At 43.5% G+C, this 26,842-nt stretch carries 35 protein-coding genes and 1 riboswitch; of the genes, 27 read left to right on the plus strand and 8 right to left on the minus strand.

Annotated elements, in window-relative coordinates:
- Positions 1-37: 37 nt before the first annotated feature.
- Positions 38-217, plus strand: a complete 180-nt coding sequence (locus UJ203_RS03145) for a YqzE family protein (RefSeq protein ID WP_003236949.1) — start codon at positions 38-40, stop codon at positions 215-217.
- A gap of 42 nt (positions 218-259) precedes the next feature.
- Here UJ203_RS03145 and UJ203_RS03150 read toward each other — a convergent pair whose 3' ends face one another.
- On the minus strand, positions 260-583 hold the full coding sequence (locus UJ203_RS03150) for a YqzG/YhdC family protein (protein WP_024122040.1): 324 nt from the start codon (positions 581-583) through the stop codon (positions 260-262).
- 276 nt (positions 584-859) lie between these two features.
- Here UJ203_RS03150 and tapA point away from each other — a divergent pair, with 276 nt between their 5' ends.
- From tapA to tasA, 3 genes are all read left to right on the plus strand, one after another.
- The gene (gene tapA, locus UJ203_RS03155) at positions 860-1,621 is read left to right on the plus strand and encodes an amyloid fiber anchoring/assembly protein TapA (RefSeq protein ID WP_322008585.1); all 762 of its coding nucleotides are present in this window, start codon (positions 860-862) and stop codon (positions 1,619-1,621) included.
- The gene (gene sipW / locus UJ203_RS03160; RefSeq protein WP_322008586.1) at positions 1,593-2,177 is read left to right on the plus strand and encodes a signal peptidase I SipW; all 585 of its coding nucleotides are present in this window, start codon (positions 1,593-1,595) and stop codon (positions 2,175-2,177) included. The genes tapA and sipW overlap by 29 nt, the downstream gene beginning before the upstream one ends.
- Before the next feature lie 64 nt (positions 2,178-2,241).
- Complete coding sequence (gene tasA / locus UJ203_RS03165; protein WP_322008587.1) at positions 2,242-3,027, plus strand: biofilm matrix protein TasA; 786 nt, start codon at positions 2,242-2,244, stop codon at positions 3,025-3,027.
- A gap of 86 nt (positions 3,028-3,113) precedes the next feature.
- Here tasA and sinR read toward each other — a convergent pair whose 3' ends face one another.
- The 4 genes from sinR to UJ203_RS03185 all read right to left on the minus strand — a co-directional run bounded on the left by sinR (position 3,114) and on the right by UJ203_RS03185 (position 6,327).
- The gene (gene sinR, locus UJ203_RS03170) at positions 3,114-3,449 is read right to left on the minus strand and encodes a transcriptional regulator SinR (RefSeq protein ID WP_003226345.1); all 336 of its coding nucleotides are present in this window, start codon (positions 3,447-3,449) and stop codon (positions 3,114-3,116) included.
- Positions 3,450-3,482: 33 nt separating this feature from the next.
- Positions 3,483-3,656 (minus strand): anti-repressor SinI, encoded by a 174-nt coding sequence (sinI, locus tag UJ203_RS03175; protein WP_024122036.1) that lies wholly within the window; start codon positions 3,654-3,656, stop codon positions 3,483-3,485.
- Between the two features lie 183 nt (positions 3,657-3,839).
- A complete protein-coding gene (locus UJ203_RS03180) occupies positions 3,840-4,634 on the minus strand; it encodes a YqhG family protein (protein WP_024122035.1) in 795 nt (264 codons plus the stop codon).
- Between the two features lie 19 nt (positions 4,635-4,653).
- Positions 4,654-6,327: a DEAD/DEAH box helicase gene (locus UJ203_RS03185; RefSeq protein WP_322008588.1), complete on the minus strand. Its 1,674-nt coding sequence runs from the start codon at positions 6,325-6,327 to the stop codon at positions 4,654-4,656.
- A gap of 168 nt (positions 6,328-6,495) precedes the next feature.
- Positions 6,496-6,596, plus strand: a riboswitch (glycine riboswitch).
- A gap of 173 nt (positions 6,597-6,769) precedes the next feature.
- Here UJ203_RS03185 and gcvT point away from each other — a divergent pair.
- Genes gcvT through gcvPB form a run of 3 tightly spaced genes read left to right on the plus strand, consistent with a single transcriptional unit; the run spans position 6,770 to position 10,707 of the window.
- Entirely contained in the window at positions 6,770-7,858 is a 1,089-nt protein-coding gene (gcvT, locus tag UJ203_RS03190) for a glycine cleavage system aminomethyltransferase GcvT (RefSeq protein ID WP_322008589.1), read from the plus strand.
- A 28-nt stretch (positions 7,859-7,886) separates the two neighbouring features.
- Entirely contained in the window at positions 7,887-9,233 is a 1,347-nt protein-coding gene (gene gcvPA, locus UJ203_RS03195) for an aminomethyl-transferring glycine dehydrogenase subunit GcvPA (protein WP_322008590.1), read from the plus strand.
- Entirely contained in the window at positions 9,226-10,707 is a 1,482-nt protein-coding gene (gene gcvPB / locus UJ203_RS03200; protein WP_044154625.1) for an aminomethyl-transferring glycine dehydrogenase subunit GcvPB, read from the plus strand. Before gcvPA ends, gcvPB begins: the two co-directional genes overlap by 8 nt.
- Positions 10,708-10,741: 34 nt before the next feature.
- On the opposite strand, the gene UJ203_RS03205 is transcribed toward gcvPB, so the two are convergent.
- Complete coding sequence (locus UJ203_RS03205) at positions 10,742-11,122, minus strand: rhodanese-like domain-containing protein (RefSeq protein WP_010334910.1); 381 nt, start codon at positions 11,120-11,122, stop codon at positions 10,742-10,744.
- 190 nt (positions 11,123-11,312) lie between these two features.
- Between UJ203_RS03205 and lipM the strand changes: the two genes are divergently transcribed.
- The 3 genes from lipM (at position 11,313) to UJ203_RS03220 (ending at position 13,680) form a co-directional block, all read left to right on the plus strand.
- Positions 11,313-12,149: an octanoyltransferase LipM gene (gene lipM / locus UJ203_RS03210; protein ID WP_105991979.1), complete on the plus strand. Its 837-nt coding sequence runs from the start codon at positions 11,313-11,315 to the stop codon at positions 12,147-12,149.
- Between the two features lie 100 nt (positions 12,150-12,249).
- The gene (gene mntR / locus UJ203_RS03215) at positions 12,250-12,678 is read left to right on the plus strand and encodes a transcriptional regulator MntR (protein WP_010334908.1); all 429 of its coding nucleotides are present in this window, start codon (positions 12,250-12,252) and stop codon (positions 12,676-12,678) included.
- Between the two features lie 126 nt (positions 12,679-12,804).
- Positions 12,805-13,680 carry a patatin-like phospholipase family protein gene (locus UJ203_RS03220; RefSeq protein ID WP_024122028.1) on the plus strand — a complete coding sequence of 292 codons (876 nt, stop codon included), beginning with the start codon at positions 12,805-12,807 and terminating at the stop codon, positions 13,678-13,680.
- Here UJ203_RS03220 and UJ203_RS03225 read toward each other — a convergent pair.
- Together UJ203_RS03225 and UJ203_RS03230 are read right to left on the minus strand one after the other, a co-directional pair.
- Positions 13,677-14,072: an SA1362 family protein gene (locus tag UJ203_RS03225; protein WP_044154629.1), complete on the minus strand. Its 396-nt coding sequence runs from the start codon at positions 14,070-14,072 to the stop codon at positions 13,677-13,679. The genes UJ203_RS03220 and UJ203_RS03225 overlap by 4 nt on opposite strands.
- Positions 14,073-14,111: 39 nt before the next feature.
- Positions 14,112-15,065: a DUF1385 domain-containing protein gene (locus UJ203_RS03230; protein ID WP_105955585.1), complete on the minus strand. Its 954-nt coding sequence runs from the start codon at positions 15,063-15,065 to the stop codon at positions 14,112-14,114.
- A gap of 227 nt (positions 15,066-15,292) precedes the next feature.
- Here UJ203_RS03230 and UJ203_RS03235 point away from each other — a divergent pair, with 227 nt between their 5' ends.
- The 17 genes from UJ203_RS03235 to nusB all read left to right on the plus strand — a co-directional run bounded on the left by UJ203_RS03235 (position 15,293) and on the right by nusB (position 26,841).
- Positions 15,293-15,826, plus strand: a complete 534-nt coding sequence (locus UJ203_RS03235) for a YqhR family membrane protein (protein ID WP_069487192.1) — start codon at positions 15,293-15,295, stop codon at positions 15,824-15,826.
- Positions 15,827-15,913: 87 nt separating this feature from the next.
- Positions 15,914-16,354 (plus strand): type II 3-dehydroquinate dehydratase, encoded by a 441-nt coding sequence (gene aroQ, locus UJ203_RS03240; protein ID WP_105955586.1) that lies wholly within the window; start codon positions 15,914-15,916, stop codon positions 16,352-16,354.
- Positions 16,355-16,356: 2 nt separating this feature from the next.
- Complete coding sequence (papA, locus tag UJ203_RS03245) at positions 16,357-17,418, plus strand: aminopeptidase PapA (protein ID WP_101861027.1); 1,062 nt, start codon at positions 16,357-16,359, stop codon at positions 17,416-17,418.
- A 24-nt stretch (positions 17,419-17,442) separates the two neighbouring features.
- Entirely contained in the window at positions 17,443-18,000 is a 558-nt protein-coding gene (efp, locus tag UJ203_RS03250; protein WP_024122022.1) for an elongation factor P, read from the plus strand.
- Positions 18,001-18,143: 143 nt separating this feature from the next.
- Positions 18,144-18,425, plus strand: coding sequence for a YqhV family protein (locus UJ203_RS03255; RefSeq protein ID WP_010334901.1), 282 nt, complete (start codon positions 18,144-18,146; stop codon positions 18,423-18,425).
- Positions 18,426-18,500: 75 nt separating this feature from the next.
- Positions 18,501-19,424 carry a stage III sporulation protein AA gene (gene spoIIIAA / locus UJ203_RS03260; protein WP_044154635.1) on the plus strand — a complete coding sequence of 308 codons (924 nt, stop codon included), beginning with the start codon at positions 18,501-18,503 and terminating at the stop codon, positions 19,422-19,424.
- Positions 19,418-19,933: a stage III sporulation protein SpoIIIAB gene (gene spoIIIAB / locus UJ203_RS03265; RefSeq protein ID WP_024122020.1), complete on the plus strand. Its 516-nt coding sequence runs from the start codon at positions 19,418-19,420 to the stop codon at positions 19,931-19,933. The genes spoIIIAA and spoIIIAB overlap by 7 nt, the downstream gene beginning before the upstream one ends.
- A gap of 22 nt (positions 19,934-19,955) precedes the next feature.
- On the plus strand, positions 19,956-20,162 hold the full coding sequence (gene spoIIIAC, locus UJ203_RS03270; protein ID WP_003153142.1) for a stage III sporulation protein AC: 207 nt from the start codon (positions 19,956-19,958) through the stop codon (positions 20,160-20,162).
- A gap of 12 nt (positions 20,163-20,174) precedes the next feature.
- Positions 20,175-20,570, plus strand: coding sequence for a stage III sporulation protein AD (spoIIIAD, locus tag UJ203_RS03275; RefSeq protein ID WP_081638335.1), 396 nt, complete (start codon positions 20,175-20,177; stop codon positions 20,568-20,570).
- A gap of 18 nt (positions 20,571-20,588) precedes the next feature.
- Positions 20,589-21,788: a stage III sporulation protein AE gene (spoIIIAE, locus tag UJ203_RS03280; protein ID WP_202853064.1), complete on the plus strand. Its 1,200-nt coding sequence runs from the start codon at positions 20,589-20,591 to the stop codon at positions 21,786-21,788.
- Positions 21,789-21,801: 13 nt separating this feature from the next.
- Positions 21,802-22,422 carry a stage III sporulation protein AF gene (spoIIIAF, locus tag UJ203_RS03285; RefSeq protein WP_105991975.1) on the plus strand — a complete coding sequence of 207 codons (621 nt, stop codon included), beginning with the start codon at positions 21,802-21,804 and terminating at the stop codon, positions 22,420-22,422.
- Positions 22,415-23,104, plus strand: a complete 690-nt coding sequence (spoIIIAG, locus tag UJ203_RS03290; protein WP_322008591.1) for a stage III sporulation protein AG — start codon at positions 22,415-22,417, stop codon at positions 23,102-23,104. Before spoIIIAF ends, spoIIIAG begins: the two co-directional genes overlap by 8 nt.
- On the plus strand, positions 23,105-23,755 hold the full coding sequence (spoIIIAH, locus tag UJ203_RS03295; RefSeq protein ID WP_024122016.1) for a stage III sporulation ratchet engulfment protein SpoIIIAH: 651 nt from the start codon (positions 23,105-23,107) through the stop codon (positions 23,753-23,755).
- A 151-nt stretch (positions 23,756-23,906) separates the two neighbouring features.
- The gene (gene accB / locus UJ203_RS03300; RefSeq protein ID WP_024122015.1) at positions 23,907-24,389 is read left to right on the plus strand and encodes an acetyl-CoA carboxylase biotin carboxyl carrier protein; all 483 of its coding nucleotides are present in this window, start codon (positions 23,907-23,909) and stop codon (positions 24,387-24,389) included.
- Positions 24,390-24,400: 11 nt separating this feature from the next.
- Positions 24,401-25,753 (plus strand): acetyl-CoA carboxylase biotin carboxylase subunit, encoded by a 1,353-nt coding sequence (gene accC, locus UJ203_RS03305; protein ID WP_044154640.1) that lies wholly within the window; start codon positions 24,401-24,403, stop codon positions 25,751-25,753.
- 20 nt (positions 25,754-25,773) lie between these two features.
- Positions 25,774-26,181 (plus strand): fatty acid biosynthesis protein YqhY, encoded by a 408-nt coding sequence (yqhY, locus tag UJ203_RS03310; RefSeq protein ID WP_010334891.1) that lies wholly within the window; start codon positions 25,774-25,776, stop codon positions 26,179-26,181.
- 264 nt (positions 26,182-26,445) lie between these two features.
- Positions 26,446-26,841 carry a transcription antitermination factor NusB gene (gene nusB / locus UJ203_RS03315; protein ID WP_024122013.1) on the plus strand — a complete coding sequence of 132 codons (396 nt, stop codon included), beginning with the start codon at positions 26,446-26,448 and terminating at the stop codon, positions 26,839-26,841.
- Position 26,842 lies beyond the last annotated feature (1 nt).

Raw genomic sequence — 26,842 nt, forward strand, 5'->3', positions numbered from 1 at the left:
CCAACACTTCATAATAACTGAATGATGAGGTGATCACGTGAAAACGAATGATTATGTCAAATATATGACTCAGCAATTTGTGAAATATATAGACACTCCAAAAGATGAGCGAAAAGAACGAAAAGAGGTTCGAAAAGAAACAAAAACGCCTGCTTCTCAGCATTGGTTCGGTATTTTACCTTATGGTTTTAGGTTATGGCTGAAAAGAAAAAAATAAATTGTACCAATATAACGAACAAGGTCCTTCACATGGAGGACCTTATTGATATTCTTCTAAAATTGCAATTTTATTCACCTTTTGACTATGAGGATCGAAAGAAATTGTGACAAACACGCCGAATTCCTTTGAGCCTTCTCTCAGGGTTAAATGATATTGCTTCACAGCTTCGTCTTTTCTTTTGCGGTCCCAAACTTTTTGTTTAACCAGTACCTGTGCGAGCGGGTACCTTTTTTTTGCTTCTTTTACAGCAAGCTCTTCCCATTTTGACATGTGGCGGGCGGTTACAAGCGGCCCTTCTTCTGCTTGAGCGGCACTGGTGCCGAAACCGAGAAGAGACAGACAAATCACACATTGTTTGATCATAAGCCGTCACCCTTTCTTTGTTGTTTATTATTGCCAAATGTTAACCGGATATGCGTTTAATTTCTCACATAATAATCCTAAAAAATTCTAAAAACTTAAAAAGATGAGCAATATTGAGTAAGGCTATGCAATATGATGAAAATATTCTTTTAAACGAACAAAATGGCGAATTTCGGCGTTTTTAAATCCTTCAATCGTTGAGTATACTCAGTTTGTGTGGTTCTTAAAAAAGAACGATTGTCACATCAAGTTACAGTGTTTTACAGGGGGTAAGGTATGTTTCGATTGTTCCGCAATCAGCATAAGGCTAAGACAAAATTAAGAGTGCTGCTTGTTTTTCAGCTTACAGCCATATTCAGTCTGACAGCCGCTATATGCTTACAATTTATCGGAGATACAAGCGCTGCTTTTTATGATATTGAAAACTTTGATGTTTCGCTTCAAACGTGTGAGAACTTTCAGCATACAGATAAAAACTGTCATTATGATAAACGGTGGGACCAAAGTGATTTACACGTGGTGAATCAAACAGATACAAAAGGTACTGTCTGTTCCCCTGTTCGTCTATTTGCCGAGCTGGAAAACAGAGGCGAGAAACTTACGAAATCGAAATGGAAGTGGGAGCTTCATAAACTGGCAAACACCCGCAAACCGCTAAAAGACGGGAACGTCATAGATAAAGGATACGTTTCCACCCAAATAGGCGAATCACTTTACAAAATTGAAACAAATAAAAAAGTGAAACCCGGCATTTATGCGTTTAAAGTATATAAACCGGCCGGCTATCCGGCGGACGGCAGCAAATCTGAGTGGTCGGAACCAATGACAATTGTGAAGTGTGACGAAAAACCGACAGCACCGAAAAAGGAAAGTCAGCCGGCTGTAAAAAATCAGCACAATCAAGCAGACAGTGACAGAAAAGACAAAACTGATAAAGAAAAAACAGCTGACAAAGCCGTAACTGAAGACAAAGAAAATCAACCAGTTCAGAAGGAAAGCGGGGAAGAGGATGAAAAAAGCATTAAAGCTGATCAGTAATATCCTTTACGTAATCATCTTTACTCTGATTATTGTGTTAACGCTAGTTGTCATATCAACACGTTCATCCGGGGGAGAGCCGGCAGTGTTCGGGTACACGCTAAAATCAGTACTGTCTGGCTCAATGGACCCTGAATTTAAAACGGGCTCATTAATTCTCGTTAAAGAAATCACAGATGTGAAAGAGCTCCAAAAGGGCGACGTGATCACATTTATGCAGGATGAAGACACAGCGGTGACCCATAGAATTATTGATATGAAAAAGCAAGGCGATCATTTGTTATTCCAAACAAAAGGGGATAATAACGCCGCAGCTGATTCTGCGCCTGTGTCGGATGAAAATGTCCGCGCGCAATATACAGGTTTTCAGCTTCCTTATGCCGGCTACATGCTTCATTTTGCCAGTCAGCCGATCGGCACTGCTATTTTACTGATTGTTCCCGGCGTTATGCTGCTGATCTACTCCTTTGTGACAATCAGCAGTGCGATCAGAGAGATTGAAAGAAAGACGAAAGCCTTGGAAACAGAGACAAAGGACAATACGATGTCCACTTAACATCAGTTGTAAACCTGGCAACAGGTTTCGATAATATAATCATTCAATAAAAGGGGAGTTTACCATGGGTATGAAAAAGAAATTGAGTTTAGGAGTTGCATCAGCAGCACTAGGGTTAGCTTTAGTAGGAGGAGGAACATGGGCAGCATTTAACGATATTAAATCAACGGATGCTACTTTTGCATCAGGCACGCTTGATTTAGCAGCGAAAGAAAATTCAGCCAGTGTCAACTTATCAAATCTAAAGCCGGGAGATAAATTGACAAAAGATTTCCAATTCGAAAATAACGGCTCTCTTGCGATCAAAGAGGTATTAATGGCGCTGAATTATGGAGAATTTAAAGCAAACGGGGGAAGTAATACATCCCCAGAAGATTTTCTAAGCCAGTTTGAGGTTACATTATTGACAGTCGGCAAAGAGGGAGGCAATGGCTATCCGAAAAACATCATTTTAGATGATGCCAACCTTAAAGACTTATATTTAATGTCCTCTAAGAATGATGCTGCGGCGACTGAAAAAATTAAAAATCAAATTGATCCTAAATTCTTAAACGCAAGCGGAAAAGTCAATATAGCGACAATTGACGGTAAAACCGCTCCTGAATATGACGGTGTTCCAAAAACACCGACTGATTTTGACCAGGTTAAAATGGAAATTCAATTTAAAGACGATAAAACAAAAGATGAAAAGGGACAAATGGTTCAAAATAAATATCAAGGCAACTCATTACAGCTTCAATTCTCATTCGAAGCAACACAGTGGAATGGCTTGACAATCAAAAAGGAACATACTGATAAAGACGGTTACATTAAAGAAAATGAAAAAGCGCATAGCGAGGATAAAAATTAATAGAAAAAAGAGGTGGCTCAGTACATGCGTACTGAGCCATTCTTATGTTCATTGACAAAAGAGGAGTAAGTGCCTCTGCTCAGGCACTACTCCTCTTTTTGGGACTTTCTCCATTTTTGATAATCTAAAAATTCACGAAATTGTTTTTTCGATACCCCAGATGTCATCGCATCGCGAACCAATTTCTCCCATTCACTATCTAATTGACCATCGTATTCGGTTTCATGTTTTTCATCAAGCAAAGTATGAACCGAGACGTCCAGAACAGCGGAGACTTTTTCGAGAAATTGAATGGAGGGGTTCGTTTGTAGATTTCGTTCTATTGAGCTTAAATAAGACTTCGCTACCCCAGCTTTTTCTGCTAGTTCTGATAGTGAGTAGCCTTTTTCTTTACGGTATTGTTTAATACGCTGGCCAATCAATGTCATCACCTTCCTTGTGATATTATAGCACATTCAGAAAGGATTTATGGTATGACTTCTGGCTGCCGGACCAGGATGAGCAGACTTTTTGTTTAAAAGTAAATATTTGCGTATTTCCTCAGGGCTGATATTTGCTTCTCTGGCTTCCATCATTAATTCAACCCATTCTTGATCTAATTCGAAGTGCTCTTGTTTTGCATTTTTCATGCAGTTTCTCCTCCTAAAATACTTGTTTATGTATTTCAGCCAGTCCGGCCATGACCATTGTACGCCTTCTGTGGTCTCTGGAAGTCATTTGCTAATTGAATAGCCAGAATTTTTTTCCAATATACCTTTATTATAATAGCATTTTTCCAAAAAAAACGAGAACGATGTCGAATCTGAAAAAAGTTAGCTCGAAATATTATTTTGCAGAAAAAATAATCCGCCATTTTCGATCTGAACTGATATCTTTGGTTGATACAAGGCTTTTAACGCTTGTTTTTCAAGATGGTACTCTTCTGGTTTTTCTTCTGTATGCTCATAAAACTGATCAAGCAATTTCATATCGTTTTGCCACCTGTTTACCGCCTGCTCTGCCCAGTCTGACGGTTCTTGCATAGCGGCTTGGGTAATGTAGCTCTCCATCCGCTTAAGACCGCTTTCAGGTTTGATCATAGGCGATATGGTGAAACAATAGTCACATATTTGTGATGTCAATGAAAGCTGTACGAGCTTACTTTGAAAATCTTCAATCATGGTTCCAGAGACAAGGTGAAGACCTAGTGACAATAGCTTATCCTTTTTCATGTCGGACTGGTATGAAATCATGACATTTATACCAAGCCAAGGCTGAAGCGGAATTTTCGCTCCGGCTGATTCAATTTTCTCATACATTCTGGTAAATCTCCCATTTTGTTTAACTGCTTTAAAGATTTGAAACAGGCGTGGCGCCCCGAAATAAATAAATTCGCCATCTAGGTCTTTTGGAGCAGATTCCTTATCTGTAATGAACGTCATTTTCATCGGATTCGGGTCGCCGCCGGTCTTCTCGCGCCAGTGCCAGTAAAAAGGCCGATTCATGATCTGTTTGTCCATTTCAACTGTAAGCTGAACCGTCATGTAACCGGGGCCTTGGTCGATGATCGGACAGCTGTTTGCCTGGAAAAAACGAAGCAGAAATTGGTGAACCTCTTGCTGTCTCACTTGTAAAACCTCCTTGCGGCTAAGAACCTCTTTTTTCAGCGGGCTGCTGTTTTTTATAAGACAAAAATGAGGTTAAGTTGTCCATTTTAATTTTCATTTCTTCTTCGGTTGCCGAATGGTACAAAATATCGTGCAGGTGCTCTTCAAAATTGTTGACTTGAATTTTTGTTAAAATGTCATCAAGCTCGCCGACCACTTTTTCAAATAAATGAATTTTTTCATATAAAAGCTTTAAAATATGCTCTTCCACTGTATGTTTGGTAGCCATGTTATAAATATGGACGTCACGCTCCTGCCCGAGCCTGTGGATTCTTCCGATTCTTTGTTCAAGCCGCATCGGATTCCATGGCAAATCATAGTTGATCATGTGATTGCAAAACTGCAGGTTGATCCCTTCGCCGCCTGCTTCAGTTGCAATCAGAACTTGAACCTTCCCGCGGAAAAGGTCCTTCATCCAGTCTTTTTTTCCGCGTTTAAATCCGCCTCTGAACGGCACAGAGCTGATGCCGTGTTGCTGAAGAAACCACTGCAGATAAATTTGAGTGGCACGGTATTCTGTAAAAATAATGACTTTATCGTCTATCTTTTTAATCAGGTCGACGACTTGATTCGCTTTAGAATTTTGCGTTACTTGATTGATGCGGTCCATTAATATAGAAATGGTGTGTTCATCAATGGCTGGTGCCTGTTTTTCTTTTTGGTCGAGCATTTTTTTCAGTGTCATGTACACAGCTTCCCTGCTTGAACAGCATTCTCTTTGGAGTGTCATAATGGAGAACATGCTGGCCGGTTTGTTAATGCTTTCTTTCAGGCGGGAAATCTCATCGTAAAGCGCCTGCTCTGATGGAGAAAATTCAATCGGCACTGTTTCGACGCGGCGCTGCTTCCAATTCAGCCCGGTATCATGCCGCCTGTTGCGAATCATAACTTTATTCACTAGATCTTTTAAATGATCATGCGCTTCTAAGCTGGATTTCTTTTTAGAAAACATTTCTTGAAAGTGATTCTGATTGCCTAAATGACCAGGCTTTAATAATGAAACCAAATTGAATATTTCTTCAACACGGTTTTGGATTGGCGTCGCAGTCAGCAGCAGGCAGTATTTTTTCACAAGATTCCGGACAAATTCATAGTTCTTTGTTTTGCTATTTTTGAGCTTGTGGGCCTCATCAATAATGACGAGATCATATGGGATTGACAGCACAATTTCCCGGTGGGGTGAGCGCTTTGCCGTATCGATGGAGGACACGACGATATCGCACTGCTCCCACACATAGCTTTTCTTTTGCTCAACAGCCGGAATCAAAAATTTTTCCTGAAGCTCTTTCACCCACTGCGAAACAAGTGAAGCTGGCACAAGGATCAGAATTTTTTTGGCTAACCCGCGAATCATATATTCTTTTAGAATCAGTCCGGCTTCAACAGTTTTGCCGAGCCCTACTTCATCTGCTAAAATCGCTTTTCCGTTCATTTTTTCAACAACCTTCTGCGCAACCTCAAGCTGATGGGGAAGCGGCGTGAAGGAAGGGAGATATAATGGGGCCCGCAAGCCTTCAAATTCAGGAATCGCCAATGTTTTCTGGATTTCTGATGAAAGCTTGTACAGCTCCCAGTTTGACCACGGACCGTCGTTTTTCAGTCTTTCGGCAAATTCTTCGGGCCATTTTGTATCATATGTGATTTCTGCATTCATTACTGTGAAACCGCCTTTCATATTCTTCAATTTTTTAAATGAACAATATAAGAAAAATCCGCCCAAATTGCTGTTGCCCCGCATATAGTGATGATGGTAGGATATGAGTATGTATTTGATGTAAGATATTGCTATAGTATGTCCATAACAGCATGAAAATATGAGCGAATGACAGCAAGGGGAGAGACCTGACCGAGAAAACGGGATACAGGCGCCGAAGGAGCAAACTGCGGAGTGAATCTCTCAGGCAAAAGAACTCTTGCTCGACGCAACTCTGGAGAGTGTTTGTGTGAAATGCGCAAGCCACCAAAGGGGACGTCTTTGCTATTGCAAAGTAAACTTTCAGGTGCCAGGACAGAGAACCTTCATTTAATATGAGGTGTTTCTCTGTCCTTTTTTGTATGTTTTTTTAGCTGCGCCGTTGAAAAAGGGGAGGAATTTGATGCTGAAAAGAACACCGTTATTTGAATTGTATAAGGAATATGGAGGGAAAACGATTGATTTCGGAGGCTGGGAGCTTCCTGTTCAATTTTCTTCAATCAAAAAAGAGCATGAGGCTGTCCGAACAGCAGCCGGGCTGTTTGATGTATCTCATATGGGGGAAGTCGAAATCACGGGGGATGACAGTCTGTCTTTTTTACAAAAGCTGATGACAAATGATGTATCCGCGTTAAAAACCGGCCGTGCGCAATATACTGCGATGTGCTATCCGGATGGCGGCACCGTTGATGATTTACTCATCTATCAAAAAGCTGAAAACCGCTATTTGCTTGTCATAAATGCTTCAAATATAGATAAAGATCTTGCTTGGCTTAAAGAACACGCAGCAGGAGATGTCCAGATTCACAATTTGTCAGATCAGATTGCGCTTTTGGCCGTGCAGGGCCCGAAGGCAGAAACAATCTTAAAAAATCTGACAGCTTCAGATGTGTCTGCTTTAAAACCATTTGCATTTATTGATGAAGCTGATATCAGCGGCTGCAAAGCACTCATTTCGCGCACCGGCTATACGGGTGAAGACGGGTTCGAAATTTACTGCCGTGCTGATGACGCCGTCCGAATTTGGAAACAAATCATTGAAGCGGGTGAAGAACATGGGCTTATGCCATGCGGGCTAGGGGCGCGTGATACACTCAGATTTGAAGCGAAGCTCCCGCTCTATGGCCAGGAGCTGACTCGGGATATCACGCCGGTTGAAGCAGGTATAGGATTTGCCGTAAAACAAAAAAAAGAGTCTGATTTTTTCGGGAAGTCTGTATTGAGTGAACAGAAAGAAAACGGGGCGAAACGAAAGCTCGTCGGTCTTGAAATGATTGAAAAAGGAATACCGAGACACGGATATGAAGTGTTTCAAAGCGGCAAGTCCGTCGGAAAGGTGACAACAGGCACCCAGTCACCGACATTGGGGAAAAACGTGGGCCTAGCCTTGGTTGATGCTGGAGCGAGTGAGATCGGAACTGTTGTAGAAGTGGAGATTCGCAAAAAATTAGTGAAAGCAAAGGTAGTTAAAACACCATTTTATAAACGCTAAAAATTTTTCTTTGGAGAGGGGTCAACACATGAAGCACCGCTATTTGCCCGCGACAGAAAAGGATAAACAGGAAATGCTTGATGCCATCGGCGCTAACACGACCGATGATTTATTCGCCGATATACCTGAGAACGTCAGATTCAAAAAAGAGTATCAAATCAAAAAGGCAAAATCAGAAACAGAATTAACAAAAGAACTGACAAAGCTGGCGTCTAAAAACTGTGATACCGTTCAATACGCATCTTTCTTAGGCGCCGGTGTATATGATCATTATCAGCCGGTTATTGTGGATCATGTCATTTCAAGGTCTGAGTTTTATACAGCTTATACACCATATCAGCCGGAAATTTCTCAAGGAGAGCTTCAGGCGATTTTCGAGTTTCAAACGATGATTTGTGAATTAACAGGCATGGATATCAGCAACTCTTCTATGTATGATGGCGGAACAGCCTTGGCGGAAGCCGCGATGCTTGCCTCCGGTCATACGAAAAAGAAAAAAATTGTGGTGTCAACAACCGTGCACCCTGAATCGAGAGAAGTGCTGAAAACATATGCAAAAGGACAGTATATTGAAGTTGTTGAAGTCCCTGCCGCAAATGGAGTGACTGATCTTGATGCTTTGCGCGAAACCGTTTGTGACGATACGGCGGCAGTCATTGTGCAGTACCCGAACTTTTTTGGTCTGGTTGAGCCGTTGAAGGATATTGAGCCGATCGCTCATCAGGGAAAATCCATGTTTATTGTCTCAGCCAATCCGCTTGCATTGGGACTTCTGACCCCGCCGGGCGCTTTTCAGGCTGATATTGTGGTTGGCGATGCACAGCCATTCGGGATTCCTTCCGCATACGGCGGACCCCATTGCGGTTTTTTTGCGGTCACGAAAAAATTAATGAGAAAGGTGCCGGGCCGCCTCGTCGGACAAACGGAGGATGAAAACGGAAAAAGAGGTTTTGTGCTTACCTTGCAAGCCAGAGAGCAGCATATTCGCAGGGATAAGGCGACGTCAAACATCTGCTCGAACCAGGCTTTAAACGCACTGGCCGCTTCCGTCGCCATGACGGCTCTCGGGAAAAACGGCGTAAAAGAAATCGCCCGCCAAAATCTCTTAAAAGCCAATTATGCTAAGCAAGAAGCGAAAAAAGCGGGGCTCACCGTAATGTTTGACGGGCCGATGTTTAACGAATTCGTTATCAAACTAGATGAACCTGTGAAATCGGTAAACCAAAGATTGCTGACAAATGGGATCATCGGCGGCTACAATTTGGGTCTGACGTATCCGAAGCTTGACCGCCATATGCTTATTGCCGTAACAGAGCTGAGAACAAAAGAAGAAATTGACGCACTCATTCAGGAATTGGGGGATCGCCATGAATAATCAGGATCAGGCACTTATTTTTGAGCTTTCAAGAGAAGGCCGTGTCGGCTACAGTCTGCCGGAGCTTGACGTACCGGAAATGGAAGTGGAGGACCTCTTGTCAGACAGCTATATCCGTGATGAGGACGCAGAGCTGCCGGAGGTTTCTGAGCTGGATATTATGCGGCATTACACAGCATTGTCCAGACGGAACCACGGGGTTGATTCGGGCTTTTACCCGCTCGGTTCCTGTACAATGAAATACAATCCGAAATTGAATGAAAAAATCGCGCGGATTCCCGGTTTTGCCGCGATTCATCCTCTTCAGGACGAAGACACAGTGCAAGGCGCTTTGGAGCTTTTATATGACTTAAGCAAGCATCTCGAGGAAATTACGGGAATGGATGAGGTCACGCTTCAGCCCGCGGCGGGGGCGCATGGCGAATGGACGGGACTGATGATGATCCGCGCTTATCATGAGGCGCGCGGAGATATGAAACGGACAAAGGTCATTGTCCCCGATTCAGCTCATGGGACAAATCCTGCGTCTGCAACAGTTGCCGGTTTTGAAACGGTGACGGTGAAATCGAATGAAAACGGGCTTGTTGATTTAGAGGATTTAAAAAGAGCGGTAAATGAAGAAACCGCAGCTCTTATGCTGACGAATCCGAATACACTCGGATTATTTGAGGAACAGATCACCGAGATGGCGGAAATCGTTCACCAAGCCGGAGGAAAGCTGTATTATGACGGCGCTAATTTAAATGCCGTGTTAAGTAAAGCGAGACCCGGTGATATGGGATTTGACGTGGTGCATCTTAATTTGCATAAAACCTTTACAGGGCCTCACGGCGGAGGCGGTCCGGGTTCAGGTCCGGTTGGCGTAAAAGAAGATCTGATTCCTTATCTGCCAAAACCCGTTTTAATCAAAAAAGAAGGGCGATTTACTTTTGACTATGACCGCCCTCACGCGATCGGCCGTGTTAAGCCTTATTACGGCAACTTCGGCATCAATGTCAGAGCGTATACGTATATCCGCTCTATGGGCCCGGACGGGTTAAAGGCCGTTACTGAAAACGCGGTGCTGAACGCCAACTATATGATGAGAAAGCTTGCCCCTTATTACGATCTGCCGTTTGACCGCCATTGCAAGCACGAATTTGTATTGTCAGGGAAACGCCAGAAAAAGCTTGGGGTGCGTACGCTGGATATTGCAAAACGGCTGCTCGATTTCGGCTATCATCCGCCTACAATTTATTTTCCGCTTAATGTTGAGGAGTGCATCATGATTGAGCCGACAGAGACAGAATCCAAGGAAACACTGGATGCATTTATTGATGCTATGATCCAAATTGCGAAAGAAGCAGAGGAAACTCCGGAGCTCGTACAGGAGGCTCCGCATACAACAATCGTCAAAAGAATGGATGAAACAAAAGCAGCCAGACAGCCTGTACTTAGATATGAGAAAAATGTAAGTAGCGAACTTGTAAAATAAAAAAACAGCTGTCTGATATCAGACAGCTGTTTTTTTAATTTTTGGCTTTAATTTTTCCGCCCCATTTTTTAAAGCCGCCCTTAAGGTTATAAATCTCAGTGCAGCCGTTTTTGCGCAGGGTTTGTGCCGCGCGTCCGCTGCGGACACTGTTCTGGCAGTACAGATAGACAGGCTTGTCCGGCCGGATTTCATTTTTTCTCTGTTTCAGCTGAGAAAGCGGAATGTTGCGGGCGCCTAAAATATGTCCGCCATCAAATTCATTCGGTTCACGAACGTCGATAAGCTGCGCTTTGCGGTAACCAGCGCGGAATTCTTCTTCCGTAAGTGTTTTCATAATTCGCTGCTGATAGACATATGAAGCAATCATATAGACGATAAACGCAGCAAAAATAATTAAAACGATCATATTAGACAATGTGATTCTACTCCTTTAACGTATAAAATCAAAACCTTGCTTCTTTAAACAAGGGCATAGAGACGTTTTCGACAAATACTATTATAGTAAAGCACGGCGCGATTGTCATCCATAATGGAACTAAAATATTTTTCATTTTCCCGGCAGTTTGTTAAACTGATTCTATTAAAACGGTAAGGAAGGTCTCAAAATGGAAAAAGAAACTTGGCGGTTTATAGACTCAGGAAATGCAAGCCCGGCTTTCAATATGGCGCTTGATGAAGCGCTTTTATATTGGCACAGTGAAAAGAAAATTCCTCCGGTCATCCGTTTTTACGGCTGGAATCCGGCGACGCTTTCTGTAGGTTATTTTCAAAATATTAAAAAGGAAATCAATTTTGAAGCAGTACATAAGTATAAGCTTGGATTTGTCAGACGCCCGACCGGAGGAAGAGGGGTGCTCCACGATCAGGAATTGACATACAGCGTAATCGTTTCTGAGGATCATCCGGAAATGCCGGCGACTGTAACCGAGGCATATCGGGTTATTTCAGAAGGCATACTTCAAGGCTTTAGAAATCTTGGTCTGGACGCTTATTTTGCCATTCCGAGAACCGAAAAAGAAAAAGAAAGCTTAAAGAACCCGCGCTCATCCGTTTGTTTTGACGCGCCGTCCTGGTATGAGCTTGTTGTCGAGGGACGCAAGGTGGCGGGAAGCGCGCAAACGAGACAAAAAGGCGTCATCCTTCAGCACGGCTCCATTCTGCTTGATTTGGATGAGGACAAGCTGTTTGATCTGTTTTTGTATCCGAGTGAAAGAGTCAGAGAGCGGATGCAGCGCAATTTTAAAAATAAAGCGGTTGCGATTAATGAACTCACTGATCACCCGGTGACGATGGACGATGCACGCAAGGCTTTTAAATCCGGATTTGAAACCGGCTTGAATATTCACTTGGAGCCATACGAATTATCCCAGGAAGAGCTTGATTTTGTTCAGGACTTGGCAGAAACAAAATATGCTTCTGATGAATGGAATTATAAGCGGTAAAAAGGGCTTTTTGGCCTGCAGAGCATCCTTGTTTTTTCAAGTTCATTAGTGTAAACTTGTAATGATTTATAAAGTTAAGGTGCTTTTTGGGAGGGTTTCGATGACGACACCAAGTATGGAAGATTATATTGAACAGATTTATATGCTGATTGAAGAAAAAGGATATGCAAGGGTTTCTGATATCGCGGAAGCATTGGCAGTCCACCCCTCCTCTGTAACAAAAATGGTTCAAAAACTAGATAAAGACGAATATTTAATTTATGAAAAATATCGCGGTCTCGTGCTAACGTCTAAAGGAAAGAAAATAGGCAAACGGCTAGTATACAGACATGAATTGCTTGAGCAGTTTTTAAGAATCATTGGTGTTGATGAAGAGAAAATATATAACGATGTCGAAGGAATCGAGCATCATTTAAGCTGGAACAGCATTGATCGCATCGGTGATCTTGTTCAATATTTTGAAGAAGACGATGCGCGTAAAAAAGAGCTGAAATCAATCCAAAAGAAAACAGAACATCATAATCAGTAAAAAGGCGGGTCTCAAAGGAGGCCGCCTTTTTTTGATGAAATGCGCCCTGCTTCATTCATTGGTCTATTTCTTCGCGTATTTTCTTAAAATGATAGTAAACCATTGGATGGAGGGGGAGGGTATGGGATGTATATTGACGGTGTGTTTTCTGGCGGAGGGGTAAAAGGCGTGGCGCTTGCCGGCGCTTATGAAGCGCTTGAGGAAAAAGGCTTCCGCTTTGCACGGCTTGCCGGCACAAGCGCCGGCGCCGTTATTGCCGCTTTTATTGCATCAGGTTATTCAAGCAAGGAAATTCACGCTTTGATTGAAGAAGTGGACGGAGAGAGGCTGCTGGACCAGCGATACTCATTTCTCCCCTTAAAAATGCTCCAATGGGTGTCCATTTACTGGCGTTTGGGCTTGTTTAAAGGAGACACATTAGAAAAGTGGATCGCCGACCTTTTAAGAGCGAAAGGCGTACGCGTCTTTGGCGATTTGAAAAAAGGCTCTTTGCGGCTCATTGCTTCGGATCTGACAAACGGCACAATGATCGTGCTGCCGGACGACTTGGTCCGCTACGGGTTAAATCCGGATATGTTTCCGGTTGCCAGAGCAGTAAGAATGAGCTGCAGCATTCCCTATTTTTTTGAACCAATAAAATTAAAAACAGATACAGGAACTGCCACCGTAGTGGATGGGGGCGTTTTAAGCAATTTTCCCATATGGCTGTTTTCTAAAGAAAGAAAACGACCTGTTATCGGTGTGACGCTTGCGCCGAATGAAAGGGAGCGGCCGAAAAAAAATATCGGAAACGCTTTCGAACTGTTTGGCGCTCTGTTTGAAACGATGAAGGATGCGCATGACGCAAGACATATCGCGTCACGCTATGAGCAAAATATCATTTTTCTTCCGGTTGACAACGTGATGGCGACCGAATTTCATTTAACACAACAAAAAAAACTAGCCCTGATTGAGCTAGGTAAAAGTCGGACAGAGCAGTTTTTAAAGCAGTGGACCTATTAAAAAAGCGCTCTGTTTTTCTTTTTATTTTTTTTCCCTTCTATGACAGTCAGCTGCGTCTGGCTTTTTTTCTTGAGAATCATCGGCTTAGGTTTGCTGGCGCTCGGAACGCTTCGCAGATGGCTTACCCGTCCTTTATGCCCGGCACGGTGCTTTGCTTTTTGTTCTTTCAGCCGGCGCCGCGATTGTTTGGCCGCTTTTTTAAAAGCCGCTCCTTCACTGCCAGTATTTCGCTTCATTACATATTTCACAATAAAATAAATAATGATACCTGCCAAGATGACGGTTATCGCCATTTTTGCCATTTCTCCGGGATTGGTTACCAGCACATAGAGGAAACCGAACGCTCCCAGCGCAATTAATACAGCAATAATAGGTTGTACACGATGATTCATAACTGTCCACCTCCGAAAGTAATAGCAGGGCAACGGATATTAGATGACGTTGTGAGAAGGCTGCTCTTTTTGTTCAGATCTTTCTTCGAGTCTGAGAAGCTCGTTAAAGCTTTCGATTGCAACTTCAACTTGGTCATCCTTAGGTTCTTTCGTCGTTAACAGCTGAAGCCAGAGGCCCGGGTACCCGAGACATTTCAAACCGGGAATATCACGCACTTTATTTGTCAGCTGCAGCACTTCAAAGGAAATCCCAAGTACAACCGGTATGAGAGCGACACGATCTATAACACGCAACCAAAGCGGGTCTGTCGGAACAAGCAAGTATACAAACATACCGACAATAATGGTAAATAAAATAAAGCTGGACCCGCAGCGGTAATGAAGCCGTGATTGATTTTGAACGTTCTCTACAGTAATTGGCAAATTCTGTTCATAACAGTTTATGACCTTATGTTCGGCTCCATGATATTGAAACACTCTTTTAATCAGCGGTGTCATGGATAAAAAATAAATATAACCGAGCAGCAAAATCAATTTGAATAGACTTTCAACTGCGATTTGCGCTGTGTCCGATGGAAAAACCGGTCTTGTCAGTTCAGCTAAGAAAACAGGAACCAATGTAAATACGAATTTACTGAACAAAAATGATAAGACGCCGATCACTGCAAGGCTGAGATACATTGACAGCCCCGAGGCTTTTTTTTCTTCCTTAAGCGTCTCGTCCTCAGACGGATCAAGTCCATAGCGTTCACTCGAGAAATTCAAATGCTTTGTGCCGTTAGCGCTCGCTTCAATAATAGCCGCGATCCCTCTTATAAATGGTATTTTTTTTACCCTGTTCAGCTTCGGATTGTGTTTCCGGGGAAGCTTGAAGAAATTAATGCTTCCGTCTGTTCTTCGTATGGCCGTAACGTAATTGTGTTTTCCGCCAAACATAACGCCTTCCACAACCGCCTGCCCGCCGTAAGCGGGCGGAATTTTATGTTTTGACATATTCATCAACCTGCCTATTTCTTTAGGATTGCTAACTATTTCCTTTCACTCTATTGTACAGGAAACAGCGCGAAACCTCTAGATTGACGGGCTGAAAATTTGCCAGAGCCTTGCTTTTTCTACAGTATACCCGTTATTTTCAAATTTTACTCGCTGCTGTCAAAATGTGTGAGCTTTTTTATTGACATTTCATTTTTTGGGCACACTTTAACAAGGAGGTGGCCGTTATGACAAGTGAAAAAAATACAGATCAAAACGAACAAACAAAAGAGGATCAGGGACCGCCTGTGCCAATGGGCGGCAGGGTAGCGGCGACGGGTTTTTGCGGAGGCGTATTATGGAGTTTCGTCGGTTATATCGCCTACTTATTTCATTTTTCCGAAATCAGCCCCAATATGATATTGCAGCCGTTTGTACTCGGAGAGTGGAAAAAACATGGTTTAGGAACGATTATCAGCATCATTGTGATTGGCATCATTTCGATTGGCGGGGCGTTTCTTTATTATCTTCTCTTGAAACGCTTGAAAACGATGTGGCCTGGTATGTTATACGGCTTGCTGCTTTGGCTGCTCGTGTTTTTTGTGTTTAATCCGATTTTCCAAGATGTGCGCGCCGTAACTGAATTGAAATCAGATACGATTATTACAACAATTTGCATCTATCTGCTTTACGGGCTGTTTGTCGGATATTCAATTTCATTTGAATATAATGAGCTGAACTCGGAAAAGCTGGCACGTGCGCTGGGAACACAGAGAGAATAGTGTATTATCCTTTTTTGTTATGATAAAATGTTCACGAGAAGTGAACATTTTTTACATGAGAAACCCTCGCGAAAAGGAGAGAGCCATGTGCCTCATTTTTTGATTTTGAACGGCCCGAATGTCAATCGGCTGGGGAAGCGTGAGCCGGATGTATTTGGGCGTCACACACTGACAGATATTGAAACAGATCTTTTTCAATTTGCTGAAGCCTTACATATTCAGCTTACTTTTTTCCAGTCTAATCATGAAGGCGATTTGATAGACGCCATACACGAGGCTGAGGAACAATATGACGGAATTGTTTTGAATCCGGGCGCGCTGAGCCATTACAGCTATGCAATCAGGGATGCTGTTTCAAGCATCAGCCCTCCTGTGGTTGAGGTGCATTTATCAAATTTATACGCCAGAGAAGAATTCAGGCATCAGTCAGTGATCGCTCCTGTTGCGAAAGGGCAGATTGTCGGCCTCGGATCTGAAGGCTACAAGCTTGCTGTTCGCTATTTATTAAGCCAGCAAGGGGGAGAATAAAGATGAAACTTGAGAAATTAAGAAACTTGTTCGAACAGCTGGGGATAGACGGAATGCTGATTACAAGCAGCATCAATTTGCGCTATATGACCGGTTTTACAGGGTCAGCGGGCTTAGCTGTCATATCCGGAGACAGGGCTGCGTTTATTACGGATTTCCGTTATACGGAGCAGGCGAAGGTTCAGGTAAAGGGCTTTGAAATCATTGAGCACGGCGGCAGCCTGATTCAAACCACTGCCGACACAATTGAAAAGTTCGGCATCAAACGTCTTGGTTTTGAACAAAACAGTATGACCTACGGCACATACGCGTCCTACAACGCGGTTGTCAGTGAGGCTGAATTAGTGCCTGTGGCTGAATCCGTGGAAAAGTTGCGCTTGATTAAGTCTAATGAAGAGATTAAGATATTAGAGGAAGCTGCGAAGATTGCAGATGATGCTTTCAGCCATATCTTGACGTTTATGAAACCCGGCATTTCTGAAATAGCTGTTGCCAATGAATTGGAGTTTTATATGAGAAGCCAAGGAGCGGACAGCTCTTCTTTTGATATGATTGTCGCCTCGGGCCTTCGGTCAAGCCTTCCCCATGGGGTGGCAAGTGACAAACTGATTGAAAGCGGGGATCTTGTTACGCTGGATTTTGGCGCTTACTATAAAGGATATTGTTCTGACATTACCCGAACGGTCGCTGTAGGCCAGCCTAGTGATCAATTGAAAGAAATTTATCAGGTCGTATTTGATGCTCAGGCACTCGGCGTCGAACATATTAAGCCGGGCATGACAGGCAAAGAGGCTGACGCCCTGACAAGGGATCATATCGCTGCAAAAGGCTACGGTGAGTACTTCGGCCATTCAACCGGGCATGGGCTCGGCATGGAAGTTCATGAGTCGCCGGGGCTGTCCGTCAGATCTTCAGCTATCCTTGAACCGGGCATGGTGGTTACAGTGGAGCCGGGCATTTACATACCAGAAACAGGCGGTGTCCGAATTGAAGATGACATCGTGATGACAGAAAACGGCAACCGGACAATTACCCATTCCCCAAAAGAACTCATTATTTTGTGATTGGAATATAGGAGGACATTAAACATGATTTCAGTAAACGATTTCCGTACAGGATTAACAATCGAAGTGGATGGCGGCATTTGGCGCGTCGTTGACTTCCAGCACGTAAAACCGGGTAAAGGTGCGGCATTTGTCCGTTCTAAACTTCGCAACCTGCGTACTGGCGCGATTCAGGAAAAAACATTCCGTGCTGGTGAAAAAGTGGCAAAAGCGCAAATCGAAACAAAAACAATGCAATACTTATATGCAAACGGAGACCAGCACGTATTCATGGATACAAGTTCTTATGAACAGCTTGAACTGAGTGAAACTCAAATTGAAGAGGAATTAAAATATCTGCTTGAAAATATGTCTGTACACATCATGATGTACCAAGATGAAACACTCGGTATCGAACTTCCGAACACGGTTGAGCTGAAAGTGGTAGAGACTGAACCTGGCATTAAAGGTGATACGGCATCAGGCGGTACAAAACCTGCGAAAACCGAAACTGGTCTTGTTGTAAACGTGCCGTTCTTTGTCAATGAAGGCGACACTCTTGTAGTCAACACATCAGATGGTTCTTACGTTTCAAGAGCATAAGGAGAAAAAAGAGGCCTGTTCCCAATTGGGAGCAGGCTTTTTTTGTGCGCAAAAACAGAATCTTTCTTTTATACGAAAATGGCAAGACTACTTCCGCCAGCTAGAGCATATCATATAAAAAAATGGGAGGTTGGGAGAGTGCTATGAAATTTTTTCTTGGAAATATCAATTCTACTGTTTTGACAATGGCCGGATTGCGAGTTTTATCCTCCATGATTGAGCTGACGGCCGCGATTGTGATGCTTGTGACAAATGATGTCCGCAAAGCGGTTGTGGTCAACAGCATTCTTGCTATTGTCGGTCCGCTGATTTTTATCATCACCATGACTGTGGGAATCTACCAAATTGCCGGGCAGCTGTCATATGCAAAACTGATCTTGATTTTTACGGGTGTCGTGTTGATTTTAGCGGGTGTCCACAAATAAAGAGAGGCTTGTCATAAAGTCTGCCGCACATCATACATTTTAAAGAAGCCGATCGGTAGAAAGGAGGAGACTCTGTTGAATGAAATTGCTGACGTTCTCCCTGAATCCATGAAAAACGCCCTTTCTGAAATACCGGAACATCAATGGCTGGAAATCGAAGAAATCAGAATTCGGGTTAACCGCCCTGTTGAACTGATACGAAAAGGACAACCTCTTTTTTTGTCCTATGCGGGCACGGCCGAGGATGCCCACCTGATCCTCAGCCGGCTGAGCAATTATAGTATGTATACGCTCGAAGAAGAGCTGAAGAAAGGGTATGTCACCATCAGGGGCGGCCACAGAGTCGGACTTGCAGGCAGAGTCATTACAGAAAACGGAGGGGTGAAGGGCCTCCGCGACATTGCGTCTTTTAATATACGAATTGCCCGGCAAAAGCTTGGAATTGCAGAACCGCTGCTGCCTTATCTGCATCAAAACGGCTGGCTGAATACATTGATTATCGGTCCGCCGCAAACCGGTAAAACAACGCTGCTTCGGGATCTTGCCAGACTTGCGAGCAGCGGCAAGAACCGCATTCCGCCCGTAAAGACAGGCATTGTCGATGAACGGTCGGAAATTGCCGGGTGCCTGCGCGGCATTCCGCAACATCAATTCGGACAGAGAATTGACGTGTTAGATGCCTGTCCGAAGGCTGAGGGGCTGATGATGATGATCCGGTCAATGAGTCCCGAGGTGATAATCGTTGATGAAATCGGAAGAACGGAGGATACAGAAGCACTTCTCGAGGCGCTGCATGCCGGTGTTTCGGTCATCGTATCCGCGCATGGCTGGAGTATTTCTGATCTGATGAAGCGGCCTTCATTAAAGCGTCTGTGGGAAGAAAAAGCCTTTGACCGCTATTTGGAATTATCCAGAACGAAGGGACCGGGCACAGTAAGCCGTATTTATGACAAAGACGGAAACGTGCTTTCGGGAACGAGGGACGTGAAAACATGCTGAAGCTGTTAGGCGCTGTATTCATTGTAGCTGCGACAACATGGACAGGTTTCGAGACGGCGAAAATTTATACAGAACGGCCAAGGCAAATCCGTCAGCTGCGTGCGGCGCTCCAATCCCTTGAGGCGGAAATTATGTACGGCCATACACCGCTTCACACCGCTTCGCAGCAGATCGCAAAACAGCTTGCGCAGCCTGTTTCGGCTCTGTTTCTCAGTTTTAGCGAACAGCTGGAGAAAGGCAGTGATTCCGCTAAAACGGCATGGGAGCAAAGCTTAAAAAAAGTGTGGGACAACATGTCACTGAAAAAAGCCGAATATGATGTGCTGAAGCAATTCGGCGAGACGCTTGGGATTCACGATCGAATCTCACAGCAAAAACATATCAAGCTGGCACTTACACACTTAGAGGCATCGGAAGCGGATGCTGAGCAGGCACAAGCGAAAAATGAAAAGATGATAAAAAGTTTAGGCTTTTTAGCGGGCTTGTTACTCATTCTTCTATTGATGTAAACGTGAGGGGAGCAAAAATAAAATGGGAGTAGACGTGAATGTCATTTTTCAAATCGCCGGAGTGGGAATCGTGGTCGCTTTTTTACACACGATTTTGGATCAGATGGGAAAAAAAGAATACGCCCAGTGGGTGACGCTGTTAGGTTTTATCTATATTTTATTTATGGTCGCCACCATTGTGGATGACCTCTTTAAAAAGATAAAAGCTGTGTTTTTGTTTCAAGGATAGGGGGGCTTACAGATTGACATTGTTCAAATTGTAGGTTTAGGGCTGATCGCCACCTTCCTTTCTTTGATCGTAAAAGAACAAAAGCCGACATTTGCCTTTTTAATTGTCGTATTTGCCGGATGTGTTATTTTTCTCTATTTGGTAGATCAAATCTACGACATTATCAGAATGATTGAAAAAATAGCCGTTAACGCCAATGTCAACATGGTATATGTTGAAACGATTTTAAAGATTATCGGAATCGCCTATATTGCTGAATTCGGGGCGCAGCTCACCAAGGATGCCGGTCAAGGGGCCATCGCCTCGAAAATAGAATTGGCGGGGAAAATTCTGATTCTCGTTATGGCTGTTCCTATTTTAACCGTGATTATTGAAACGATTCTCGGACTTATACCTTCCATGTCATAACCGAAAGGAGGCGGCAGATTGAAGCGTTTTCGATGGGCATTGGTTCTTGCGGTGCTGCTCATATTCGGCTGCACAGAAATTGTACAAGCAGAAGACGATTCGGTCCAAACAGAAGAACATACCGAAACGCCGGAGCAATTGGCTGAAAAAACGGCTGAGTCGCTTGAAACAGACAAGATCGGTGAATTTTGGAATGACATAATGACAGAGTACGGCGGGCTTCTGCCGGAAAGTCAAAAAGGAAGTTTGCTTGAGTTTATAAACGGTGATAAATCCTTTTCACCGCAAGAATGGCTGAAGGCTCTCTTTTCTTATTTGTTTCATGAAGTGCTTGCCAATGGAAAGCTTCTCGGCACGTTGATTTTGCTGACGATTTTTTGCGTCATTCTTCAGCTTCTGCAAAATGCATTTCAGCAAAGCACAGTCAGCAAGGTTGCCTACGCAATTGTTTATATGGTGCTGATTATCCTTGCGCTGAACAGCTTTCATGTAGCGATCAATTATGCGACAGAGGCGATTCAGACGATGACCAGTTTTATTTTGGCTCTCATTCCTCTCCTGCTGGCACTATTGGCTTCCTCTGGAGGAGCTGTATCTGCGGCCTTCTTTCATCCTGTTATTCTCTTTCTAATGAATACGAGCGGTCTGCTGATTCAAAATATCGTCATGCCGCTGATTTTCTTATCAGCGATTCTGAGCATCGTCAGTACAATGACTGAACAATACAAAGTAACGCAGCTGTCCAATCTTCTCAGAAATATTGCCATCGGAGCGCTGGCAGTCTTTCTCACTGTGTTTCTCGGCGTCATTTCTGTGCAGGGTGCCTCGGCGGCAGTGACAGACGGCATTACGCTCAGGACGGCTAAGTTTATTACCGGCAACTTCATTCCTGTTCTTGGAAGAATGTTTACTGACGCAACGGATACAGTGATCAGCGCTTCCTTATTGCTGAAAAATACGGTAGGAATCCTGGGTGTCGCCATTTTGATTTGTATTGCGGCTTTCCCGGCAATCAAAGTGCTTTCTCTCGCTTTTATTTACAAGCTGGCAGCCGCGATTCTCCAGCCGCTCGGCGGCGGTCCGGTCATTACCTGTCTCGATGTCATCAGCAAAAGCGTCATTTATATTTTTGCGGCTCTCGCTATTGTGTCTCTCATGTTTTTTTTAAGCCTTACCGTCATTATTACTGCCGGAAACCTCACGATGATGATGAAATAAAGGAGGCTGACGGATGAGTTTTTTAACTGAATGGCTTACCAGCATCGTCTTATTTATTCTATTTGCAATCGTCATTGATATGCTGCTGCCGAGCTCCAGCATGCAAAAGTACGCAAAAATGGTAGTCAGCCTGCTGCTGATCGTCGTCATGCTTACTCCAATCTTTAAGCTTTTCAAAACAGACCCCGAAGTCATCTTTGAATACCTCACAAAAAACGGGCAATCGGAATCTGCCGAAATAAAAAATCAGATCAATTCAAAAAAAATAGAAATACAAGCTTCCCAGCGCGCATATATTTTAGAAGAAATGGCTGTCCAACTAAAAAAGAAAGCGGAGGAGATGTTCAGTCATGACAAATATAAAGTAGACCAAATCAAGATCACGGCAGGAGAAAAAGTAGATTCAGAAGAGGATATCAAAACAATCAGCGTGTATATGGCCCCGTCTTCTGAAAAAACGGTCCAAACGGTCGCGCCGATCGACATTAATACGGATCATGCATACGTCACGAAAGAAAAAGCGGAACAAAAAGAAGCTAAACAGATTGAGACAAAGCTTGCGGACATTTGGGAAATCGGCAGTGAGAAAATTACGGTTCATATGGAAGGCGGGGAGAGGATCGGCAATGAATAAAAACGGATTATGGAACGTATTGAAAAAGCAGTTTCTTCCGAGGCAATCGAAGGACGGCGAAAAACCGAAGCTGACCAAATATCATTACTTTCTGTTCGTTTTTGTTCTCGGTGTCTCCTTTATGCTAGTCAGCCAGCTCTTTTCTTCACCGGAGAAAACGGAAAACGCCCAGACCATAACAGCACCCGCATCAGCTGATTCGGCGGACAGCAAAGAGAAAACAGCTGAAGTGTTTAAAGCCTCTAAATCTGATGATCCTAAAAACTCTATTGGCGATTATGAAAAAGAATATGAAAACCAGCTGAAAGAAATTCTTGAAACCATTATCGGCGTGGAGGATGTCTCGGTTGTGGTCAATGTAGACGCAACGTCACTGAAGGTTTATGAAAAAAACAAATCAAGCAAAAATACAACAACTGAAGAAACAGACAAAGAAGGCGGAACTAGAAGTGTGACGGATCAAACATCAGAGGAAGAAATCGTCATGATCAGGAATGGGGATAAAGAAACCCCTGTTGTGGTTCAAACGAAAAAACCTGATATACGCGGTGTACTCGTTGTTGCTCAAGGAGTGGACAACGTTCAAATAAAACAAACCATTATTGAAGCGGTGACACGGGTCCTGGATGTTCCAAGCCACCGGGTTGCGGTTGCCCCTAAAAAAATAAAGGAGGATTCATAAATGCTCAAAAAACAAACCGTTTGGCTGTTAACCATGCTCAGTCTTGTTGTGGTGTTAAGTGTTTATTATATCATGTCGCCGGAAAGTAAAAATGCGGTGCAGATGCAAAGTGAAAAAAGCCCGTCTGACAGCGGTGAGGTAGCAACTGAAAAAACACCTGCCAAGGAAGACACAAAGGAAAAAAACGGTGCTGAAACAGAGAAAGAAGACGGAACAAAGGGTACGAAAGATTCTTCATCAGACAAAGAAACTTCCGCTGAAGCGAGTGAAAAAGGAACAGTTGTGACCGAAACCGCCGATGATGATCTCTTCACAACGTACCGCCTTGATTTAGAGGATGCCAGAAGCAAGGAAAGGGAAGAACTGAATGCGATCGTATCCAGCGACGATGCAACAGCAAAGGAAAAGAGCGAAGCATATGATAAAATGACAGCCCTCAGTGAAGCGGAAGGAACAGAAAAACAGCTTGAAACACTGATTAAAACACAAGGCTATGAAGATGCCCTCGTAAATGCGGAAGGAGACAAAATCAACATCACGGTCAAGTCTGACAAACACTCCAAATCTAAAGCTACAGCCATCATAGACCTTGTTGCCAAAGAAATTAAAACGATGAAAGACGTTGCTGTCACATTTGAGCCTTCCAAATAGTTAATGAACAACCGCCCGCCGAAACGCGGGCTTTTTGCATGCCAATCATATTAGAGTTGAATTCAAAAGTCTGCTCCTGTAAGATAAACATAGTATGTACTTTTAGTAGTAACCTATAAAAAGAAATTTCAATACATAGGAGTGCGATTGAATGTTAAATATTAAAGAAATCCATGAGCTGATTAAAACAATTGACGAATCTTCAATTGATGAATTCGTATATGAAAATGAAGGTGTTTCCCTAAAACTGAAAAAACACGAAGCGGGTACAGTACAAGTGATGCAGCAAGCACCGGCAGCACCTGTACAAGCAGCGGCTCCGCAAACGGCACAGCCGCAAGCGCAGCAAGCAGCGCCGGCACCTGCACAAGAGGCGCCGAAACAAGATGAAAACCTGCATCAAATCAAATCGCCGATGGTGGGAACATTTTATGCTTCTTCATCACCGGAAGCCGGTCCTTATGTAACTGCAGGCTCTAAAGTAAATGAAAACACAGTTGTCTGCATTGTGGAAGCAATGAAGCTATTCAACGAAATTGAAGCTGAAGTAAAAGGCGAAATCGTTGAAGTATTAGTTGAAAACGGCCAGCTGGTTGAGTATGGACAACCTCTATTTCTTGTAAAAGCAGAGTAAGGAGACTTAACATGATAAAAAAGCTATTGATCGCCAACAGAGGAGAAATTGCTGTCAGAATCATCAGAGCCTGCAAAGAGCTCGGCATTGAGACTGTCGCTGTTTATTCAGAAGCTGATAAAGATGCCCTGCATGTGCAAATGGCTGATGAGGCTTTTTGTATCGGACCGAAAGCATCAAAAGACAGCTATCTAAACGTTACAAATATCGTAAGTGTCGCCAAGCTTACCGGCACAGACGCTATTCATCCGGGATACGGATTTTTAGCTGAAAACGCCGACTTCGCGGAATTATGTGAAGAAGTAAATGTCACGTTTGTCGGACCAAGCGCTGAGGCCATTTCAAAAATGGGAACAAAAGACGTTGCGCGGGAGACGATGAAACAGGCGGGCGTGCCGATCGTTCCAGGTTCACAAGGAATTATAGAAAATGTGGAAGAAGCGGTTTCGCTGGCTAATGAAATTGGGTATCCTGTAATTATAAAAGCCACCGCAGGCGGAGGCGGAAAAGGAATCAGGGTTGCACGCACCGAAGAGGAATTGATTAACGGCATTAAGATTACTCAGCAGGAAGCTGCAACTGCATTTGGAAATCCTGGAGTTTACATCGAAAAATACATAGAGGATTTTCGTCATGTTGAGATCCAAGTGCTTGCCGATAATTATGGAAATACCATTCATTTGGGCGAACGCGACTGCTCGATTCAAAGACGCCTTCAAAAGCTTTTGGAAGAATCACCATCTCCTGCGCTTGATTCAGAAATCAGAGAGCAGATGGGTGAAGCAGCGGTTAAGGCTGCAAAAGCAGTTGGCTACACAGGCGCGGGCACAGTTGAATTTATTTATGACTACAGAGAACAGCGCTACTACTTCATGGAAATGAACACAAGAATTCAAGTAGAGCATCCAGTCACAGAAATGGTGACAGGAACAGACCTGATTAAGGAACAAATCAGAGTCGCATCAGGAATGGAACTCAGCCTCAAACAAGAAGATGTTCTATTTGAAGGCTGGGCCATCGAATGCCGAATTAATGCGGAAAACCCAAGCAAAAATTTCATGCCGTCACCTGGTGAAATCAAAATGTATCTGCCGCCGGGCGGTTTAGGTGTCCGTGTAGATTCAGCCGCGTACCCGGGCTATACCATCCCTCCGTACTACGACAGCATGATTGCGAAAGTAATCACATACGGAAAAACGAGAGATGAAGCGGTTGCCCGCATGAAGCGCGCATTAAGCGAATTCGTCATCGAAGGCATAGAAACAACAATCCCGTTCCACATCAAACTGCTTGAACACGAAACATTTGTCAGCGGAGAGTTTAATACGAAGTTTTTAGAAACATATGATGTAATGGGCTCATAATTTTTACGGAGGTGAATTGAATGAAAGACAACAGCTTGCTTAAAATGGATCATGAAGACACGCATTTAGGTAAGGTTGAGATCGCGCCGGAAGTCATTGAGGTGATTGCCGGTATCGCAGCTTCAGAAGTTGACGGCGTTGCTGAAATGCGCGGGAACTTTGCGACAGGCGTCGTCGAGCGCTTCGGCAAAGTAAACCACGGCAAGGGCGTAAAAGTCGACTTGGCGGATGACGGAATTACGATCGATGTCTACTGTGTTGTCGCATTCGGCGTTTCCATTCCGAAAGTCGCAGCGGCCGTTCAGGAAAACATTCGTCAAACCTTATTAAATATGACGTCTCTTTCAATTAACGAGATCAATATTCACATCGTCGGCATTCAATTTGACACAAAAGCCCAGGAAGTCGAAATCGACGAAGAAATGTAAATGGCTTAACAGGAAACCAAGGGGAGGGCGGCCCTTTGGTTTTTTTACACGTTACCCTTTATTTCAAAGCATGAAGAAAGCCGGCTCAAGGCAGCCGAGTTTCTTCATGATCGTGAAATCCGAATGATCATATGAAGGTGTGTAAAAATATTCGGTAATAGGGTCGAAAAACCTTGATTTCAATATGCGGATACGAAAAAAATATGTTATGATCTCTTTATGGCTTAACGACAAGCGGATAAAGAGGATCAAAGGAGAAAGAAAATGAAAAGAAGAACAGCAAGAGAAAAAGCTTTGCAGGCACTATTTCAAATTGATGTCAGCGATATTGCAGTGAATGAAGCCATTGAACACGCATTAGATGAAGAAAAGACAGATCCTTTCTTTGAAAAGCTTGTATACGGTGTACTTGAACACCAGGTTCAGCTGGATGAAATGATTTCGAAACATCTGGTGAATTGGAAGCTTGACCGGATTGCCAATGTTGACCGTGCTATTTTGCGTCTGGCAGCATACGAAATGGCATATGCCGAAGACATTCCGGTAAATGTCTCCATGAACGAAGCGATTGAGCTGGCGAAACGGTTTGGTGATGACAAAGCGACAAAATTTGTAAACGGGGTTCTTTCTAACATTAAATCTGATATTGAACAATCATAGG

The organism is Bacillus sp. V26 (assembly GCF_034296245.1).
Taxonomy (GTDB): Bacteria; Bacillota; Bacilli; order Bacillales; family Bacillaceae; genus Bacillus; species Bacillus halotolerans.

Excerpts from the sequence above, each read along its gene's own strand:
- UJ203_RS03225 (WP_044154629.1), bottom strand. The coding sequence starts at position 14,072 with ATGAATCATCGTGTACAACCTATTATTGCTGTATTAATTGCGCTGGGA.
- gcvPA (WP_322008590.1), top strand. The coding sequence starts at position 7,887 with ATGAAGCACCGCTATTTGCCCGCGACAGAAAAGGATAAACAGGAAATG.
- UJ203_RS03255 (WP_010334901.1), top strand. The coding sequence starts at position 18,144 with ATGAAATTTTTTCTTGGAAATATCAATTCTACTGTTTTGACAATGGCC.
- nusB (WP_024122013.1), top strand. The coding sequence starts at position 26,446 with ATGAAAAGAAGAACAGCAAGAGAAAAAGCTTTGCAGGCACTATTTCAA.
- gcvPB (WP_044154625.1), top strand. The coding sequence starts at position 9,226 with ATGAATAATCAGGATCAGGCACTTATTTTTGAGCTTTCAAGAGAAGGC.
- sipW (WP_322008586.1), top strand. The coding sequence starts at position 1,593 with ATGAAAAAAGCATTAAAGCTGATCAGTAATATCCTTTACGTAATCATC.
- UJ203_RS03220 (WP_024122028.1), top strand. The coding sequence starts at position 12,805 with ATGTATATTGACGGTGTGTTTTCTGGCGGAGGGGTAAAAGGCGTGGCG.
- accB (WP_024122015.1), top strand. The coding sequence starts at position 23,907 with ATGTTAAATATTAAAGAAATCCATGAGCTGATTAAAACAATTGACGAA.
- accC (WP_044154640.1), top strand. The coding sequence starts at position 24,401 with ATGATAAAAAAGCTATTGATCGCCAACAGAGGAGAAATTGCTGTCAGA.
- spoIIIAF (WP_105991975.1), top strand. The coding sequence starts at position 21,802 with ATGAGTTTTTTAACTGAATGGCTTACCAGCATCGTCTTATTTATTCTA.
- UJ203_RS03235 (WP_069487192.1), top strand. The coding sequence starts at position 15,293 with ATGACAAGTGAAAAAAATACAGATCAAAACGAACAAACAAAAGAGGAT.
- spoIIIAB (WP_024122020.1), top strand. The coding sequence starts at position 19,418 with ATGCTGAAGCTGTTAGGCGCTGTATTCATTGTAGCTGCGACAACATGG.
- spoIIIAC (WP_003153142.1), top strand. The coding sequence starts at position 19,956 with ATGGGAGTAGACGTGAATGTCATTTTTCAAATCGCCGGAGTGGGAATC.
- mntR (WP_010334908.1), top strand. The coding sequence starts at position 12,250 with ATGACGACACCAAGTATGGAAGATTATATTGAACAGATTTATATGCTG.
- spoIIIAH (WP_024122016.1), top strand. The coding sequence starts at position 23,105 with ATGCTCAAAAAACAAACCGTTTGGCTGTTAACCATGCTCAGTCTTGTT.
- sinI (WP_024122036.1), bottom strand. The coding sequence starts at position 3,656 with ATGAAAAATGCAAAACAAGAGCACTTCGAATTAGATCAAGAATGGGTT.
- spoIIIAG (WP_322008591.1), top strand. The coding sequence starts at position 22,415 with ATGAATAAAAACGGATTATGGAACGTATTGAAAAAGCAGTTTCTTCCG.
- tapA (WP_322008585.1), top strand. The coding sequence starts at position 860 with ATGTTTCGATTGTTCCGCAATCAGCATAAGGCTAAGACAAAATTAAGA.
- efp (WP_024122022.1), top strand. The coding sequence starts at position 17,443 with ATGATTTCAGTAAACGATTTCCGTACAGGATTAACAATCGAAGTGGAT.
- lipM (WP_105991979.1), top strand. The coding sequence starts at position 11,313 with ATGGAAAAAGAAACTTGGCGGTTTATAGACTCAGGAAATGCAAGCCCG.
- UJ203_RS03230 (WP_105955585.1), bottom strand. The coding sequence starts at position 15,065 with ATGTCAAAACATAAAATTCCGCCCGCTTACGGCGGGCAGGCGGTTGTG.
- UJ203_RS03185 (WP_322008588.1), bottom strand. The coding sequence starts at position 6,327 with ATGAATGCAGAAATCACATATGATACAAAATGGCCCGAAGAATTTGCC.
- gcvT (WP_322008589.1), top strand. The coding sequence starts at position 6,770 with ATGCTGAAAAGAACACCGTTATTTGAATTGTATAAGGAATATGGAGGG.
- papA (WP_101861027.1), top strand. The coding sequence starts at position 16,357 with ATGAAACTTGAGAAATTAAGAAACTTGTTCGAACAGCTGGGGATAGAC.
- UJ203_RS03150 (WP_024122040.1), bottom strand. The coding sequence starts at position 583 with ATGATCAAACAATGTGTGATTTGTCTGTCTCTTCTCGGTTTCGGCACC.
- yqhY (WP_010334891.1), top strand. The coding sequence starts at position 25,774 with ATGAAAGACAACAGCTTGCTTAAAATGGATCATGAAGACACGCATTTA.
- tasA (WP_322008587.1), top strand. The coding sequence starts at position 2,242 with ATGGGTATGAAAAAGAAATTGAGTTTAGGAGTTGCATCAGCAGCACTA.